The following is a 17,066-nucleotide window of genomic DNA, read 5'->3' as shown; positions in this document are numbered from 1 at the left end:
GCTGTTTTTATTTCTTTAATTTTTCTAATTCTCCATTCGAGCGAGCGCCATTTCTTTCCGCTACCATTACACTTCTTTTTTGATCGATATAATCAAGTAATGTTCTATATTCTTCCTCATATACTGATAATCGCTCCAGAAGACATTCTTTCTCTGTTTGTAACGATTCAATTTGTTGTTGCAACACCATTAAAGAGCTTTCATCTTTATAATTTCGCAAGAATTCAATAACATCATTCAATGTAATTGATGTAGGCTCTAATACCTTTGTCTCTTTCACTTCATAATTTTCTACTTTACGAAGTTGCTTTGCTTCTTCAATACGTTCTTTGTATTGCTTTCTAACATAAGAATTCCACCTAAATCCACATGCTGCTGGTGTGCGAGACAAATGTCTCCCCACTTCTTTAAAGGCAGAAAGTTGCGTTCCACCTTCTTGAATATGCCGGAGTACTACTTCTGCCAGAAGCAAATCTTCATCATCAGTCCAAGCATCTTGTCTTGTTGTCGCCATCTCTCTAGTCCTCCCTATGCATTTTTTATTAAGCATATGCAGTTACTAGAAAAGATAGAATACAACAAATAAAGAATAAGACAAAAAAAAATAAACGTAGAAGATATCTTCTACGTTTATTTTCCCGCAATTACTTGCTGATTACTTCTTTACCTTTGTAAGTACCGCATGCTTTACATACACGGTGAGCTAATTTCGCTTCACCACAGCTTGGGCACTCTACCATACCAGGTACTGATAATTTGAAATGCGTACGACGCTTTCTTTTTACTGTTTTAGAAGTTCTTCTAAAAGGTACAGCCATTCTTCCCACCTCCTTAAAAGAAATAGTTATTTTCATATGAAGGCCTAAACCAGTCTTCCGATTATTTGTCAAAAAACTTTGCAAGTCCTGCTAATCGTGGATCAACAGTCTTTTCTTTGTTTTCTTCCGAAATCACTTGCCAGTCTTGACCTTGCATCGGTGCTCCACCAGAAACATCATCACTGAAAATTTGCATTGGAATCTCCAAAAGTATATTTTCCTTGATTACGGGCAGTAAGTCAAGTACTTCTCCTTCTAAACAATGAATTTCAGCTTCTGTTTCAAATTCTTCTTCCGAAGTTTGGAACACCTCAGTTGTTTTAATGTCAAATGGTAATGTCACATCTACTAAAGAGCGAGAACATGGTAAAACCATGCTTCCAGTTATATGTAGATGAAACGTAAACTTACCGGAGCCAAAATCAACTCTTCCTGTTACATGAGCAGGATTAATTTCACGAATATCTTTCTCGACCTCTTTTAGCTCACTTACATCTACCATTTCATTTAATGTCAATCCTTTATTTCTCAATTTATTCAATTGATGGATGGACCATTTCATATCATATCACCTCAAGGCAACAAACAAAATTATAGCTAGCCATTTTATATTTGTCAATGTTTTTTCTTTACACTATAATGAAGTCATCATAGGAAATAATATATAGACTATCACGTTTTCCAAAAAGATGCTACATCGAAAGGAGAGATTACCATAAAATCCAGTGGTATTGTTGTTGAATATAACCCTTTTCATAACGGTCATGCTTATCATGTGCAACAAACAAAAAAGTTAACACAGTCTGATATTATTATCGCCGTTATGAGTGGTCCTTTTTTGCAGCGTGGTGAGCCCGCACTCATCTCCAAATGGTATCGTACCAAAATGGCCTTAACAAACGGCGTAGACCTCGTTGTAGAGCTTCCATATGCATTCGCAACACAAAAGGCCGAAACTTTCGCAAATGGCGCAATTTCGATTTTAAACGCCCTTGGTGTTTCTGAAATTTGTTTCGGTAGTGAAGATGGACAAGCTGAAAATTTCTACAATACCATCGCTATACAAAAAAATGAAGAAGAGACTTTTAATCGTCTTGTGAAGCAATTTATGAATGCAGGTAATAGTTATGCGAAAGCTACATCTGAAGCCTTTCTACACATCTTACCACCCGAAAAAAACGTAGATATGTCACAACCAAATAACATTTTAGGCTTACAGTACATTAAAGCAATTCTCTTACAAAACAGTTCGATGCAAGCACAAACTATAAAAAGATTTGCCTCTCATTATCATGATGAAACATTTCACGATCAACATATTGCAAGTGCAACAAGTATTCGCAAACAGCTATTTAATGAAAACAGTTCCTCTACAACTATTGAGCCTTTTATCCCGAAAATGACTGCTTCTCTTTTAGAAAACTACAAGCAAAACTACGGGACGTTACATAACTGGGAAAAATACTTTTCATTTTTTAAATACAAACTTATGACGATGTCTTCAGAGGACTTACAACATATATATGAAATGGAAGAAGGTTTAGAGCATCGTATTTTATCAAAAATACAAAACAGTTCATCTTTCTATTCATTCATGGAAGCATTAAAAACAAAACGTTATACATGGACTAGATTGCAAAGAGCTTGTACACATATTTTAACAAATACAACGAAGGAAGAAATACACAAAGCAAATATAGAGCAACATGCGCCGTATATCCGTCTTCTCGGAATGTCACAAAAAGGACAAACTTATCTTTCTAGAAATAAGAAAAAAATAGAACTCCCAATCCTTACTCATACAAAAACATTCGAACATCCAACTTTAGACATAGAACGAAAATCAAATGCTGTATATTTCTCCATAATGCAAGAACCTTTGCGGACACAACTGCTAAAACAAGACGCAACGCATCATCCAATTCGTTATGATGAAATAACGAAAAAATTCCTATAAGAAAAACCTCTCTTCTTCAGAGAGGTTTACTTTGTTTTACCCATTTTTTCCAAATAAGTTAATGCATCATCCAGTGTGTCCACTGGTACAATTTTCATCTTCGTTTTAATATCTTTCGCAGCTTCAAGAGCATCTTTATAATTCGATTTCTCTACACCTTTTTCATTTGGCGCAAAAAACACTTCAGCTCCCGCATCACTAGCAGCTACTACTTTTTGCTGAATACCACCAATTGGACCAATTTCTCCTTTATCATTGATTGTACCTGTTCCAGCTATTTCATGTCCGTTTGTTAAATCTTCTTCAACGAGCTGATTATAAATTTCTAGTGTAAACATTAACCCCGCTGATGGACCGCCGATTTCATGGGAATCGATTTTCACTTTCGGGTCTACTACTAACTCTCTTTCCGTAACGATAGAGACCCCTATACCGACGCGTCCATTCCCATTAGGGATCGTCTTTACATTTAAATTTTCTTTAAACTGTTTTCCGCCCCGCTTGTATTCAATATTTACTGTGTCCCCTTCTTTTTTCCCTGTCATATACTCAATAAATTGTTCCGTCTTGTCGAATATTTTTCCATCGACAGCTATAATAACATCTCCAAGCTTAAGCTTTCCCTCTGACGGCATACCCTTTGCTACACCAGCAACTAGTACACCTTTATTTTCAAAAGAAACAGAGCGATTTGCACGTTTATAAGCATTATAGATTGCTGCATTTTGCGAATCTTTCATTGCATAATTTTGGCGAAATTGATATTCTTCATCACTCTCGCCTTTTTGCAATATTTCTTCCGCCTTCGAAACGTGTGTATATTTATTAAATTGCGCGGCTATTAAGTTCACCACATTAGCAGGTCCCATTGAGACAGTGACAAGCATGAAATCACCAGACTCTTTAGTTCCACCGTCAACTTGCACGTACGGCGCTAATTTCGCGGCCATACCTGGTTTTGTCACATAATACGGCAAGCGCACATAAACAAGTAGCATCGCCAATATAACCCCTATTAAAATTGCATATATAAACCGAAAACGCTTAAACATTATGTTTCTCCTTCCACTGCTCAATTAGTAAATAAATGTTTGAAATATGTTGTTCCGCTTCCACTTCTCCGACCCTAATAATGTCTTCAATATGTGTAAAAGCACGCGAACTAAATTGTTCCACTGCTGGCCGCATCATTAAATCTGATGCTATTTGCCGATTCATCACAAGTTCATGTTGCATAATTTCAATACTTTGCATAATTACATCATAAATCGATGTAACCTCTCCATTCACCTTAATTGGAGATACATCAACAGCAATAACAATATCAGCACCTAAATCTTTTACAACCGATACGGGAATACGGTCAATTACCCCTCCATCCACTAATAAGCGGCCATCTATTTTTTCTGGAACAAACACCCCTGGTACAGATATACTAGCTCGAACCGCCTCCGCAATCGGACCACTTGTAAAAACAACTTTCTCCCCCTTCAAAATGTCAGTAGCCACAACAGCTGTCGGGATATCTAACTCTTCTAAATTTTTATTATATGTAAACATTTTAATCATATCTTTAATACGTTTTCCAGCAATAAATCCCATTTTAGGAACTGTAAAATCCAAATAATATTTCCTTTTAAAAACAGCGGCCAATCTATACAGTCTTTCAACGTCACAACTCGCTGCATAAAATGTACCAATTAACGCTCCTATACTACTACCTGCTATCATGTGAATAGGGATGCCAGCTTCCCTTAACACTTTTATTACCCCTATGTGAGCAAAACCTTTTGCACCTCCGGATCCAAGCGCTAAACCGATTTTTGGTTCCTTCATTTTTCTCACCCTTTAATTTTTTTCATTCCTTTTTCATACTTATGGTCTAAATTCACCACATATCCACGTATACTGAAATGAACGTTTTTGGGACAAAGGGGGATTTTCTTACATGTACGAAAAATGGAAAACTGCTTTTCTTACCATATCAATGTTGTTTTTAACCTTTTCTCTTGTACTTCACCCCCAAGATGCTTTGCAAGCTTCAATTCGCGGGTTAAATATATGGTGGGAAGTTGTATTCCCTTCACTACTACCGTTTTTCATCATTGCGGAACTTCTAATCAGTATTGGTATTGTAAAATTTATCGGTGTTATATTAGAACCACTAATGCGTCCACTGTTTCGTGTTCCAGGGGTAGGCGGATTTGTTTGGGCAATGGGAATGGCTTCAGGATTCCCCGCTGGCGCCAAATTAAGCGCTAGACTACGCAAGAGCAATCAACTAACACAAATTGAAGCGGAACGACTCGTATCTTTCACAAATTCTTCTAATCCACTTTTTATTTTCGGAGCGGTTTCTATTGGTTTTTTCAATAATCCGAAATTAGGACTCGTATTAGCAGCAGCACATTATATAAGTAACTTTATCGTCGGATTACTTATGCGCTTTTATGGTAATAACGATACTTACATAAAAGACAAACATACGAATCAAAAGCGTGCCTTTCAAAACCCTTTTTCCATCCTCCACCAAACACGTATGCAAGAAAAAAGACCAATCGGAAAACTACTCGGTGACGCTATCGTTTCTTCTATTCAAACATTGCTCATGATTGGTGGGTTTATTATTTTATTCTCTGTTTTAAATAAAATGATTACTGTTTTCAAAATTACAGAAGCGCTTTCTTTTATTATGCAACATATTTTATCATTCTTCCAACTTACATCCCAATTTAGTATTCCGATATTATCCGGTATTTTTGAAATGACGCTTGGAAGCCAAATGATTAGTCAAATTAATGAATCAACACTTCTTCAACAAGCGATGGTAACAAGCTTCATTTTAGCATTTAGCGGTCTTTCTATTCAGGCACAAGTAGCAAGCATATTAGCGGAGACAGATATCCGCTTTAAACCATATTTTTTAGCTCGAATTATCCAAAGTATTCTCGCTCCTATTTTCACTTTTATATTTTGGGGACCATTTTATGAAAAAGTTCATTCTTTCTCGCCTACGCAAGAAGATCTTCCCGTATTTTTATTGAATCATTCTTATACACTAACTGATATTTGGACATCATTTATACACTACGGACCAATCTTCACCTTATTTTGTTTATATTTGTATGTCATCTTATTGTTTTTACGCATTCATAAAGAAAAACCCCGTTCACTTTAACGGGGTTTTAAACTTTTCTTTTAAAGCACGCTCTACAATCGGGGGAACAAGGTCTACTACACTCCCACCATATCTCGCAACTTCTTTCACAATACTTGAACTTAAAAATGAATATTGATTATTTGTCATAATGAAGAAGGTTTCGATACTTTCGTCTAGTTTTCGATTCATTGAAGTAATTTGCATCTCATATTCAAAATCAGAAACTGCTCGTAAACCACGTAATATTGCATTTGCATTACGCATTTTTGCATATTCCACCAATAATCCACTATGTGAATCAACTTTTACATTCGGAATATCCTTTGTCGCCTCTCGAATTAACTCTAGGCGTTCTTCTACCGAAAAGAATGGTTTTTTTGATGAATTGTTTAAAACAACTACATATACTTCATCAAATACTTTTGCTCCCCTTTTAATAATATCCAAATGTCCAAGGGTAATTGGATCAAAACTCCCTGAAGAAATAGCTATACTTGTCATTCTGTCCCCTCACCTTCATACTTATAAATCGAAATTGCTGTAATCCCGTAGTTTTCTGCCCGTACTTTTACAAGTTCTCCTATAGAATCAGGTAAAACCACGTCATCCCCATGCTCTGCCATAATGATGCCATCTTTATTTAACAATCCATGTTGATCCATTACACTAACTAAAGACACAATTTTTTGAGCTTTATATGGAGGGTCTATTAGTATAAGATCGAATGAGATTTCACGCTTTATAAGCGCCTTTACCGCACGCTCTGCATCATTTCGGTACACTTCAGCTTGTTCTTGTAGTCTACAGCTTTCTAAATTTTGATGAATGACTTTTATCGCTTTACTATCTCGGTCAACAAAAATCGCTTTATCAATCCCTCTACTTATGGCCTCAATTCCAAGACCACCGCTACCACCAAATAAATCAAGAGCGATACCACCATCATAATAAGGACCTATCATATTAAAAATAGATTCTTTCACTTTATCTGTCGTTGGACGCGTTGTATTACCAGGTACCGCTTTAAGTGGGTGCCCTTTACATTTCCCTGAAACTACTCTCATCTGTTGTCACTACCTTTATTTCAATCTATAGAGCGATTACAGCAAATTCATTTCAATTCGGTAACCGCTACCGATTCATACTATTTCATACATTTTTTCATTAATCTGTTATTTAACTAATTGAAAACCTCAGTTAAAATAATCGCTCGCTATTTCTTTCCTATCCATTTCACTATTTGCAAGCAACAACCCTCTATGTACATCAGTTCCACTTTACCTTTTTTATCCTATCATAAAATAAAAAAAAGAAAAATAAAAAGCCTAACATAAATTTTAATTTCATTATGTATATCTTCATTTTAGATTGGACATAAATAAATATAACAACATCATTTTCGATGTTGTTGCCAACCGCGGAGAAGACTTACGTTTCCCCATAAGTTCTTCCTCCGGTTTCTCCTCTCCCTTTGCCTTCTTACTAGTAGTACATACTAGTATTAGAAGGGCCCTGCTTTGCAGGGTTTTTTTATTTGTCTACTTTTCATTTAAAAAGTGAGGTGGTACAGTAAAAGAAAGAGGAGGAAAAAATATGATTCAACGCTTTATAGAACTCGGAGAAGGCTACTCTGACTTATATGAATTACTTGAAATTGCCAAAACAAACCAAGAACGTGTAACACATATGTTACAATTCGAAACTGTAAAAAACGAAAAAAAAGTGTGTTCACTTGTTGTAATACTAAAACCGACAACTACTGGTGATTTCCAACCATTATACATATGTCGTGAAGGCATTCCTGTACTTGAAAATAAAAAAAGTAAACGTGTCGTTTTATTTGAAGAAATGGCGGAACAAATAGGGAAAAAAGTTACTCCCTTTACTGTAAAACCATCAACAACTTTCCCTGAAAAAGAACTATTTTTTAATCATCTAATTGGTATTTTACGAATGAACAATTTCATTCCTCCAATGAAATAACACGTTATTTCAAGTGAAAAATCCCCTGCTAAATTTAGCAGGGGATTTTTTTACTTAGCTATAATCGTATTCTTTTGCCCGATCAGGACGCGAATTTTCGAATTCCGTTTTTAAAAATGGGCGATACGACTGTTCTACTTTTTTTACAAAAGGAAGTTTATTCAATTTTTGCATCATATGCTCAATTTGTTCCATATCACAATATACAACGGCATATTTCAAACGTTTTGATATGTAATGAATGTTACCATATTTCCTTAAAATCTTGGCATGTTTCAATGAATGTAAATAAACAATCATACTTTGTCGTTGCCCGAACATAATCTTCTCCATCTTCTCCTTTTAAAAACTTATATTCTTATATTTTATGAAAACCAATCATAAATTTATGACATTAAAGAACAAACTCTGTATACGTTTTCTTCTATATTCTAAAAAACGGGGTAAATTACCCCGTTTTTTTACAACCACAACCGCCTCCGGTACCACAACCACCGCCACAGCCACCCGCATCAAAAAACGGATTTCCTGTTGGAACTTTAACGGAAGAAGATACCTCAGAACCAATTGCTACACTAACTTCATCTAATAACTTCTGTAAAGCTGTTTCTGCTCTTTTAAAAGTTGCAACCTTATCATGCATATCTACAGAACGCTTTAATTCCCTCATTTTCGTCGAAACGAAAGTATAATCAGGATGATATTTACCAAAACGTTGCACTTCTTCGTATCGCTCTTTCATCGCTGTAAATTGCTGAATTAGCGTCTGGACTTCTATATCTTCTTGTAAATCCTTATAATACTTACGGTAATCTTCTGCTATATCTGAACAGATGATCGCTTTTGCAAGCTGCTCTGCCTTATCTAAAATCAATACGCTTTCCAGCGTCGCTACAATCATGAGAGACACCTCCGAGTATTCATCATAACACATTTGGAACAGAACTACTAATTGAAGTGTCTCACCTAAAAGAAAGATATGATTCTAATTACTTTTCATACAATCTCCTTGCACTCTTATACACTAATATGCTCCGCAATATTATATTTAAGAACATCCCATTTCCCGCTATTCTCTTTCACGTAGCTAATACATGCGTTTTTTAACGGCGTTTTAAATGTAATTTCATTTGGTGCAATTGCGTGTAAAATAGCTTTTATTGCATGTGAATGCGCAACAATGATAATACGTTTATCTCCATGTGCTGCTGCAACCTGTTGTAAAGCCGTAAAACAGCGCTCTACGATTTCTTCATCCTGTTCCATTCCTTCTACATTACCTTCTGTAATTAACTCTCTAACGGCCGCAACTGGTTTCCCAGAAGCTTCCCCAAAATTACGTTCCATAAATCGCTCATCTAATAAAATAGATGGTAATCCAATAGCCCCAGCAATTTCCTTAGCAGTTTCTTGCGCTCTAATTAACGGGCTACTTATAATTATATCCCACGATTCCGCTTGCAAGGCAGCTGCACTTTGACTCGCTTGCTTCTTCCCAACTTCATTGAGTGGAATATCTTCGCGCCCTTGAATAATCTCTTGAAAGTTCCAATCAGTTTGTCCATGTCGTACTAAACAAATTTCCGTCATGCTGCAACTCCTTTTTTAAATAATCCGATTCTATTGTAACAAAAGTTTTGCATAACGGACATAGTTTTCCCTTCCAATTACGTCGTATTTTGCTGCTTCATATACTGGAACATATCAATCATAATTGAAGCAACGGCCAATTGATTTTGAAATTTTTCCACTTTATCTGGTATCGTTTTTTTGAAATGCTGCATGGCAGCTAACTCAAAAGCTTCTTTTTCTTCTGGGTTACGCGTCAATTTCCGGTACCAGTATGGCTGTTCCCGAATATAGCGAGCTAAATCCTCATCAGCTTTTATAAACTCCATAAGCTCTGCTCTCATTCTCTTTCCCCCTAATCCTTTTGAAAGAAAAAAGGATTATTTTCAGAAGTACTTTGTTCTTGCTGCGCACGGTTTCCTTGAAATTGTTGAATAACTTGTTGCACGCTACCAATCGCACTCGTTACATTTGCTAAATGATGTTGCATTTGTTCTACGTCTAGCTTTTTAAAGAAAGAAAGCATTTGCCCCATCACATCAGCAGTTTTTTCCTCTTCTGTTCGATTTTCTTTTTCTTCTTTATTTTCTTTTACCGAAGAAAAAGCAGGTGCTCCATCAGGTCTATATGCTGTCCATATTTGATCTTCTTCACCAAGTAAGTACCATTCTTCATAAAATTGCTGCCAAGTTTTTTGACCACCTCTAACCTCATGAACCATTTTAGGGTGATGGTTTACAAACTCTTTAAACTGTTGAACCGATGGATGTAACGGCCCTTTTGTTGTTGGCATAATCCTCACCTCTTCATGTATATCTACTATATTGTAAGAAAAAAAAGGCACATGGTTCGCCTATTTTTAGACGATTCATGCACCTTTTTATCTTCCTATTTGTGGACAATTAAAGCCCGATTGGTGAAGACTAATAATCAATGAAGGATGCCCCGACTGATTAAAGTTTCATTTTATTTTCGGATAAAGTTTTGAGTATAAAATTTATCATATACCCCAACACCTAATCCAGTAAATTGTTCGTTTAATAAATTCTTTCTATGCCCCTCACTATTTAACCAACCCTGTACCGCCGCAATTCCATCACTATGTTGCGCCGCTATATTCTCACCAGCAAGTTGAAAAGCCACTTGCCCACGTTGCAAGCGATCTCCTAACGTACCAAAAGTAGGTGAATCGTGCGAAAAATAATTATTATCCTTCATATCTTTACTATGGCCAAATGCAACATCTGCAGTTTGTTGATCCAATGTTAACAACGGTAATTGATGACGACTCCGAATAATATTTGTTAAATCGAGAATTTGTTGCATATTTCCATTTTCTACTTGCTTCATTTTTTCTGGCGTCAGCGGCTGTTCCGCTATTAATTCACCTGAATAAACAAGTTGATATGGTCTTTGTCGTAATAACGTTTCATCATCCATATAACGAAGACCAACAAGCTCATGTGTAAAGTGATCAAAGTATAATTGTGCCCATCCATCTTCTACAGGTACTAGCGGTTGTTCCATTACTTCCGTATCAGATAACTCAAATTGATAACTATTCTTTCCTCTTTTTAATGAAATCTCATGTGAAAGTGGATTCTTTTTATATACCTCTTCATACTTTTCATTTATATAATAGGGAGCCACCTTAACTTGCTCACCAGCAACATACGCCGTTACAACTTTACGTTCAGCAACTCCAAATTGAACATACTGAGCTAAATCTTGATTATACACCCACCATTCATATCCATAAGCAGACGGCTCTATTCGAGATGGTTCGCCCCACTTCGCTAATAAATTCTCAGAGTCCCCGCCAATCATATTTAAAACAGTGTCTGTGGATTCTTCATTTACTTGCTTCTTCTTTTTCACAATTTTATTTTCTTGCTTAGAGTGAGATGGGGTTAATATATATTGTGACACGAGTAACTTCCCGTATAAATCAACAGCTAAAATTAAAAATGTAATCATTACGATACGCAATAATTTCTTCAAACGATATACCTCCTGAACAAAGCATAAAATCGAGATATACACAAATCCTTTTATTTCCTTTTTTTGTGTGTACCGTACTCTTTTCACTATATCATATTTTCACGAAAAAAGTCTGGATTATCCCTTTTCTCGCAATACGAATTGCACTTTCTTATTATTCGTACTATTATAAAAATAATGAACTAACATTAAAATAAGGAGGTATTCTATGCAATTTACAAATACAAACTTTACTGATGCAGTCGTTGATCTAACTCTTTTAACTGAGATTATGGAAAACAATCATTTTGTACTTGCTGGACAATGGGATTACGAACGCGTTACATATGATTATAAATTTGAAATATTAAAGGATATTTATTATTTACGTGTACAAGGATTTGCTGTTGAAGGTGACATCGGCGGCAGACACGCTCAAGTAAAACTATTGCCACCCTTATTAGGAAAACATTATTATCCTCATGGCGTTGAATATGGAGATGATGAGATTTTCCCAACGAATGTACTTCAAAAAAGCGAACAACTCCTACAAAATATTGAAAAAGAGTTAAAAGAATTTCAAATTATTGAATAACAAAAAAACTAGCGCATTAACACGATGCGCTAGTTTTTATTTCGTCTGTAAATAAGGAGGTAACTCTTGCAGCTGCTCTTTATCCTTTTCACGCTCTCTACGTGCCCATTTAAAGAACACATAACCGATAATCGTACCGTACACTATTTCCTGGACAATTTTCATAATAATACCACCTGTTTGCTGGTCTTGTACTACCGGCATCCAATGTAAAAATTCTGGTCCAGTTATATTTAAATCTGATAAAGTACCCGCCGGTACACAGAGTTCCATTGCCTTCATCCAAGCGGCCGGATCTGTATATGTTGCAAATAATGGTGCAGTCGCAAAAATTATTAACGCACAAGCTGGCGTTAATAAAATACCATTAGCAAACATGTAACCAAGCTTCTTAATATCACTTAAAGTTTGATATTCTGGCAGTGGATTTAACATCGGCCACCACATCATCATTGCTGCAAAAAACAATATAGCAAGGCAAATAGGATGCGCTATTTGACTTTGTTTTACTGCATCAAAAACAATTGGCAAATGATAAAAGGAAAACAGGCCATTAAATACAAACAATGCAATAAGCGGCTTAGCAAAAAACTTTATCACAATTTGAACGAACTTAAAAGAAGTAATATAACGATATAACCAAACAGGTATACCAAGCAGTAATAACGGAGGCACCGCAATATACATTACTGCCATCTCAAACATATGTGCACTAAATATGATATGACCAATTAAATCAATAGGTCCTCCCTTTACAACATACAAAAGAACAATCCCGGTCGTAAAATAAAAAATTTGCTTCTTACTTACCTTCGTCGCATTTTCAAATCGCGTTCTATACGGTCCAATAATTAAAAAATAACTAATAAGAATCGAGATCATAAATAATAAAAAAATTGGACTCCATAAAGCTTGAAAACCAAATACCCATAAGTTTTCCATTTCCACACCTACCTTTTCAAAATTCTTATATTTCATATAAAAAGAGGGCTTTGATATATCAGAGCCCCCTACTATCACTGTTTAAATCCACACAATTGTCATAAAGGCTAATATTGTTAATAAACCAATTAACAATCCAGAGTACAAGAAGAAACTCGCCGCTTCATGCCCTTTATGACTCATATGCATGAAATAATATAACTGAAATATAACTTGAATGACTGCTAACAATAATATAAATGGAACCGAAAAAATCGGGCTAAATGTTTTCGGATATGCCACCGCTGCAAATGCAACTAATGTTAAAAAAATCATTAGTGAAAATGTAACAACTTGGTGCTTCATTTCCTCTGCACTTTTTCTCTTCCGATAAACAAGATCCACCTTAGGATTATTCGTTTGCTTAACCGCCATTGTTTATCCCACCATTCCCATCAAATATACTACAGTGAAAATAAACACCCAAACTACGTCAATAAAGTGCCAATAAATTGATGCAACATAAAACTTTGGTGCGTTGTATAAATTTAAGCCTCTCTTCGCGTTTCTAAAGATTAATGTTAAAATCCAACATAATCCAAACAACACGTGGAGCCCGTGTGTACCAACAAGAGCATAAAATGCAGAACCAAATGCACTACTTCTCATAGTATGCTTAAATTCATGCGTATAATGATAAAACTCATATATTTCAAACCCCAAAAATCCTAAGCCAAGCAACACTGTTACAAGTAACCAAAGTTGCATTTTCTTAAAGTTAAAATTTTTCATATGATACATTGCGTATACACTCGTTAAACTACTTGTTAACAAAAGCATCGTCATAATGAAAACGAGTGGCATTTGAAACATCTCTTGAGATGTTGGTCCACCATTTGTAGAGTTCTTTAACGCTAAATATGTGCCAAATAAGGAAGCGAACAACACTGTTTCGCCTCCAAGAAATAACCAAAAACCAACAAACTTATTTTTCCCCTCAAGGGTTGCTTTTTCAGGCTCTGCTGGAAATGTTTCATTCGTTAATTTCTCATCTACATGCATTACGCCTTGCCCCCCTTATCATCTAAATCTTCCTTATGAATATGATATCCATGATCATCAATTACTGAACGAAGGAACATTGTACCAAACGTAATGATTAAACCGATAATCGCTACTAATAACCAAAATTTATCTTTGCCACCCTGCATATACATCGCACCGAATGCTGCTATGAATAAGCCTAGAGAAATGATAAATGGTGAAAATGAAGCATTTGGCATATGAATATCACCAACTGGTTCCGCTGCTGTCATCTCTTTATTACCTTCACGTTTTTCAATCCAAAACGGATCTAACCCGCGAACAAATGGCAATTGTTTAAAATTGTATTCCGGTGTAGGTGCTGGCATTGTCCATTCTAATGTACGTCCATCCCATGGATCACGGCCAGCCTTCTCTTTTGATACCGTTGTTTTTATTACATTGAATAAAAGAACAATCGTTCCAAGAGCCATAAACACAGCTCCGATAGAACTAATCATATTCCCCATTTCCAACCCTTGGCCCTCAAGATATGTGTAGTAACGACGTGGCATACCGATTAGACCTAGGAAATGCTGAATAAAGAATGTTAAATGGAAACCGATAAAGAATAACCAAAATGTTATCTTACCTAATGTTTCATTTAATACTTTATTAAACATAAGTGGCCAATAATAATGCGCACCTGCAAGTAAACCAAATACAACACCACCAACAATTACATAATGAAAGTGTGCTACTACGAAATAATTATCATGAAACTGATAATCAGCTGGTGCAGAAGCAAGCATAACACCTGTAACTCCACCCATAACGAAGGATGGAATAAAAGCTACCGCCCACATCATTGGTGTTGTAAACCTAATACTTCCACCCCACATTGTAAAGAGCCAGTTAAATATTTTAATACCCGTTGGAACTGCAATCGCCATTGTTGCAACCGAGAAGATAGCATTTGCAACAGGCCCAAGACCAACAGTAAACATATGATGCGCCCATACCATAAATCCTAAAAACCCTATTAATACTGTCGCGAACACCATAGAGGAATAACCGAATAATCGTTTTTTCGAAAATGTGGCGAAGATTTCTGAGAATATTCCGAAAGCTGGGAGTATAAGAATGTATACTTCCGGATGACCGAAGATCCAGAATAAATGCTCCCATATAATCGTGTTCCCACCTAGTGCCGGATTAAAGAAACTTGTGCCAAATAAACGATCTAACATTAAAAGTCCTAATCCTACAGTTAATGGTGGAAATGCAAATAAAATAAGTGAAGATGTTACAAATGTTGTCCATGTAAACATCGGCATGCGCATGTACGTCATCCCTGGCGCGCGCATATTAATAATTGTAACAAGGAAGTTAATACCTCCAATTAATGTACCAATACCTGATATTTGCAAGCCGAGTACATAAAAATCAACACCATGTCCTTTAGAGGCTAAAGCTAAAGATGCATACGATGTCCACCCTGCATCAGGCGCTCCTCCTAAAAACCAACTTAAATTTAAAAATAATCCACCAAAGAAAAATAACCAAAATCCGAGCGAATTCAAAAACGGGAACGCCACATCACGTGCTCCAATTTGAAGTGGTACAGCGGCGTTCATAAATGCAAACACGAGTGGCATAGCTGCGAGGAAAATCATTGTTGTACCGTGCATCGTTAATACTTGATTATAAGCATCCCCAACAAGAAAAGCATTGTTAGGAATCGCTAACTGCAGGCGAATAAATAGTGCTTCTATTCCACCTATTACAAAAAACAATCCACCTGCAATTAAATAGAGAATGGCAATCTTTTTATGGTCTACTGTCGTTAAATAATCCCATATGACAGCACCCATCCCCTGTTTTTTTGCTACAGAACTCACGTTTTCAACCTCCCCTTCGCAAATGATCCCTCTTTATTTTTCAATCTTTAACGTTTGTAAATATGCATTTAATGCATTAATTTGATCATCCGTTAAGTTGCCATATTTACCAGTCATTTTATTACCTGGTTTCATATTTTCAGGATCTTTGAGCCATTTTTTTAAGTTCTCTTCATTATTTTCGGCAATACCAGCAACCATATCGCGATCTGCGAAGTTTGCTAAGTTCGGTGCGATACGAGCAGAAGGTGGTCTACTATCATTTGATCCAACTGCATGACAACCAATACAGCTTTTATTAAATATTTCTTGACCCTCTTGCGCCTTTGTAGAAGCTACTTCTTTTTTTCCATCAATCTTCTTCATGTCAGCAAGCCACTTTTTGTACTCGCTTTCATCCAGAGCTTTCACTTTGAACTGCATTAAAGAATGTGATGGGCCACAAAATTCTGTACAAAAACCATTATAAGTGCCCGATTTATCTGCCTTTAACCACATTTTGTTTACATTATCTGTATTTGTATCCATTTTCCCAGCTAAAGATGGAACCCAAAACGAATGTTTAATATCGGCACCCTTCAAATTCAAATACACTTTCTTACCTGTGGGGATAACTAAATCTTGAGAAGTTACTATTTTTTCTGATTTATAAGAAAATTCCCACCAATAAAGATTCGCTGTTACATCAACAACGATAGTATCTTTATCAATATTCTTTTTCTCCATCGCACTTACATCAGCAAGCTTGAATGTATATGTAACAGTCGGAACAGCCAAGATTAACAAAAGAATAATCGGAATGACTGTCCATATAATTTCTAGTTTGTGATTTCCTTCAACTTGCTCTGGAATATAATCTTCCTCACCCTTTTTTTGTCGGAAACGCACAATTACATATAAGAAAATAATAGTAACTACAAGTACTACTCCTACCATGATTGCACTCGCTAGCAAGAGCAAATCATATTGCATTTTTGCTACTTCCCCTTGCGGAATTAAAGTAGACTGAAAAGCTTTACCGCATCCCCCTAACAGTAAAGCCAGCAGTGAAACGAACGAAAGCAGTCGCCACTGTTTCTTCATACAAACAACCCCCACTTTCTTTGTGAATTAGATTGTACTTTATAGTTAAGTAAAGTAAATCCCAACGTAAAGAAAT

At 36.0% G+C, this 17,066-nt stretch carries 22 protein-coding genes; 4 read left to right on the top strand and 18 right to left on the bottom strand.

Going from position 1 to position 17,066, the window contains the following annotated elements; translation table 11 throughout:
* Positions 1–7: 7 nt before the first annotated feature.
* The 3 genes from JFU20_RS22850 to JFU20_RS22840 all read right to left on the bottom strand — a co-directional run bounded on the left by JFU20_RS22850 (position 8) and on the right by JFU20_RS22840 (position 1,380).
* Positions 8–514 carry an RsfA family transcriptional regulator gene (locus tag JFU20_RS22850; protein WP_002014752.1) on the bottom strand — a complete coding sequence of 169 codons (507 nt, stop codon included), beginning with the start codon at positions 512–514 and terminating at the stop codon, positions 8–10.
* 130 nt (positions 515–644) lie between these two features.
* Positions 645–818, bottom strand: coding sequence for a 50S ribosomal protein L32 (gene rpmF / locus JFU20_RS22845; protein ID WP_001984764.1), 174 nt, complete (start codon positions 816–818; stop codon positions 645–647).
* Between the two features lie 61 nt (positions 819–879).
* Positions 880–1,380: a YceD family protein gene (locus tag JFU20_RS22840; protein ID WP_002014753.1), complete on the bottom strand. Its 501-nt coding sequence runs from the start codon at positions 1,378–1,380 to the stop codon at positions 880–882.
* Between the two features lie 153 nt (positions 1,381–1,533).
* Here JFU20_RS22840 and JFU20_RS22835 point away from each other — a divergent pair, with 153 nt between their 5' ends.
* A complete protein-coding gene (locus JFU20_RS22835) occupies positions 1,534–2,775 on the top strand; it encodes a nucleotidyltransferase (protein ID WP_164081469.1) in 1,242 nt (413 codons plus the stop codon).
* 26 nt (positions 2,776–2,801) lie between these two features.
* On the opposite strand, the gene JFU20_RS22830 is transcribed toward JFU20_RS22835, so the two are convergent.
* A complete protein-coding gene (locus tag JFU20_RS22830; protein ID WP_002088283.1) occupies positions 2,802–3,827 on the bottom strand; it encodes a SepM family pheromone-processing serine protease in 1,026 nt (341 codons plus the stop codon).
* Entirely contained in the window at positions 3,820–4,611 is a 792-nt protein-coding gene (locus JFU20_RS22825; protein WP_002138096.1) for a patatin-like phospholipase family protein, read from the bottom strand. The genes JFU20_RS22830 and JFU20_RS22825 overlap by 8 nt, the downstream gene beginning before the upstream one ends.
* Before the next feature lie 112 nt (positions 4,612–4,723).
* On the opposite strand from JFU20_RS22825, the gene ylbJ reads away from it, so the two are divergent.
* Positions 4,724–5,953 carry a sporulation integral membrane protein YlbJ gene (ylbJ, locus tag JFU20_RS22820; protein ID WP_002033736.1) on the top strand — a complete coding sequence of 410 codons (1,230 nt, stop codon included), beginning with the start codon at positions 4,724–4,726 and terminating at the stop codon, positions 5,951–5,953.
* On the opposite strand, the gene coaD is transcribed toward ylbJ, so the two are convergent.
* Together coaD and rsmD are read right to left on the bottom strand one after the other, a co-directional pair.
* Positions 5,945–6,436 carry a pantetheine-phosphate adenylyltransferase gene (coaD, locus tag JFU20_RS22815; protein WP_002142952.1) on the bottom strand — a complete coding sequence of 164 codons (492 nt, stop codon included), beginning with the start codon at positions 6,434–6,436 and terminating at the stop codon, positions 5,945–5,947. The genes ylbJ and coaD overlap by 9 nt on opposite strands.
* Positions 6,433–6,999, bottom strand: coding sequence for a 16S rRNA (guanine(966)-N(2))-methyltransferase RsmD (rsmD, locus tag JFU20_RS22810; RefSeq protein WP_001266992.1), 567 nt, complete (start codon positions 6,997–6,999; stop codon positions 6,433–6,435). The genes coaD and rsmD overlap by 4 nt, the downstream gene beginning before the upstream one ends.
* Before the next feature lie 529 nt (positions 7,000–7,528).
* Here rsmD and JFU20_RS22805 point away from each other — a divergent pair.
* On the top strand, positions 7,529–7,918 hold the full coding sequence (locus tag JFU20_RS22805) for a DUF7147 family protein (protein WP_002014762.1): 390 nt from the start codon (positions 7,529–7,531) through the stop codon (positions 7,916–7,918).
* Positions 7,919–7,972: 54 nt separating this feature from the next.
* Here JFU20_RS22805 and JFU20_RS22800 read toward each other — a convergent pair whose 3' ends face one another.
* The 6 genes from JFU20_RS22800 to JFU20_RS22775 form a co-directional block, all read right to left on the bottom strand.
* A complete protein-coding gene (locus JFU20_RS22800) occupies positions 7,973–8,239 on the bottom strand; it encodes a YlbG family protein (RefSeq protein WP_002088292.1) in 267 nt (88 codons plus the stop codon).
* 127 nt (positions 8,240–8,366) lie between these two features.
* Complete coding sequence (locus JFU20_RS22795) at positions 8,367–8,819, bottom strand: YlbF/YmcA family competence regulator (RefSeq protein WP_002014765.1); 453 nt, start codon at positions 8,817–8,819, stop codon at positions 8,367–8,369.
* 116 nt (positions 8,820–8,935) lie between these two features.
* Positions 8,936–9,508 (bottom strand): histidine phosphatase family protein, encoded by a 573-nt coding sequence (locus JFU20_RS22790; protein ID WP_002014767.1) that lies wholly within the window; start codon positions 9,506–9,508, stop codon positions 8,936–8,938.
* A 77-nt stretch (positions 9,509–9,585) separates the two neighbouring features.
* Positions 9,586–9,831 carry a YlbE-like family protein gene (locus tag JFU20_RS22785; RefSeq protein WP_002014770.1) on the bottom strand — a complete coding sequence of 82 codons (246 nt, stop codon included), beginning with the start codon at positions 9,829–9,831 and terminating at the stop codon, positions 9,586–9,588.
* Between the two features lie 11 nt (positions 9,832–9,842).
* Positions 9,843–10,280 (bottom strand): YlbD family protein, encoded by a 438-nt coding sequence (gene ylbD, locus JFU20_RS22780; RefSeq protein WP_002014771.1) that lies wholly within the window; start codon positions 10,278–10,280, stop codon positions 9,843–9,845.
* A gap of 173 nt (positions 10,281–10,453) precedes the next feature.
* The gene (locus JFU20_RS22775; RefSeq protein WP_002088298.1) at positions 10,454–11,488 is read right to left on the bottom strand and encodes a CAP domain-containing protein; all 1,035 of its coding nucleotides are present in this window, start codon (positions 11,486–11,488) and stop codon (positions 10,454–10,456) included.
* A 208-nt stretch (positions 11,489–11,696) separates the two neighbouring features.
* On the opposite strand from JFU20_RS22775, the gene JFU20_RS22770 reads away from it, so the two are divergent.
* On the top strand, positions 11,697–12,062 hold the full coding sequence (locus JFU20_RS22770; RefSeq protein WP_002014773.1) for a YugN family protein: 366 nt from the start codon (positions 11,697–11,699) through the stop codon (positions 12,060–12,062).
* Positions 12,063–12,098: 36 nt separating this feature from the next.
* On the opposite strand, the gene ctaG is transcribed toward JFU20_RS22770, so the two are convergent.
* The 5 genes from ctaG to coxB all read right to left on the bottom strand — a co-directional run bounded on the left by ctaG (position 12,099) and on the right by coxB (position 16,990).
* The gene (gene ctaG, locus JFU20_RS22765; protein WP_033708188.1) at positions 12,099–13,004 is read right to left on the bottom strand and encodes a cytochrome c oxidase assembly factor CtaG; all 906 of its coding nucleotides are present in this window, start codon (positions 13,002–13,004) and stop codon (positions 12,099–12,101) included.
* Between the two features lie 81 nt (positions 13,005–13,085).
* Entirely contained in the window at positions 13,086–13,418 is a 333-nt protein-coding gene (gene ctaF / locus JFU20_RS22760; RefSeq protein ID WP_002014776.1) for a cytochrome c oxidase subunit IVB, read from the bottom strand.
* A gap of 3 nt (positions 13,419–13,421) precedes the next feature.
* Entirely contained in the window at positions 13,422–14,045 is a 624-nt protein-coding gene (gene ctaE / locus JFU20_RS22755) for a cytochrome c oxidase subunit III (RefSeq protein ID WP_000557861.1), read from the bottom strand.
* Entirely contained in the window at positions 14,045–15,880 is a 1,836-nt protein-coding gene (gene ctaD, locus JFU20_RS22750) for a cytochrome c oxidase subunit I (protein ID WP_002014777.1), read from the bottom strand. The genes ctaE and ctaD overlap by 1 nt, the downstream gene beginning before the upstream one ends.
* 60 nt (positions 15,881–15,940) lie before the next feature.
* Complete coding sequence (gene coxB / locus JFU20_RS22745) at positions 15,941–16,990, bottom strand: cytochrome c oxidase subunit II (protein ID WP_002088304.1); 1,050 nt, start codon at positions 16,988–16,990, stop codon at positions 15,941–15,943.
* Positions 16,991–17,066 lie beyond the last annotated feature (76 nt).

The organism is Bacillus sp. TH30 (assembly GCF_016650875.1).
In the GTDB taxonomy this organism is placed as follows: Bacteria; Bacillota; Bacilli; order Bacillales; family Bacillaceae_G; genus Bacillus_A; species Bacillus_A mycoides.
The sequence above is the reverse complement of the archived record's forward strand: the minus strand, read 5'-3'. Positions and strand labels throughout refer to the sequence as shown.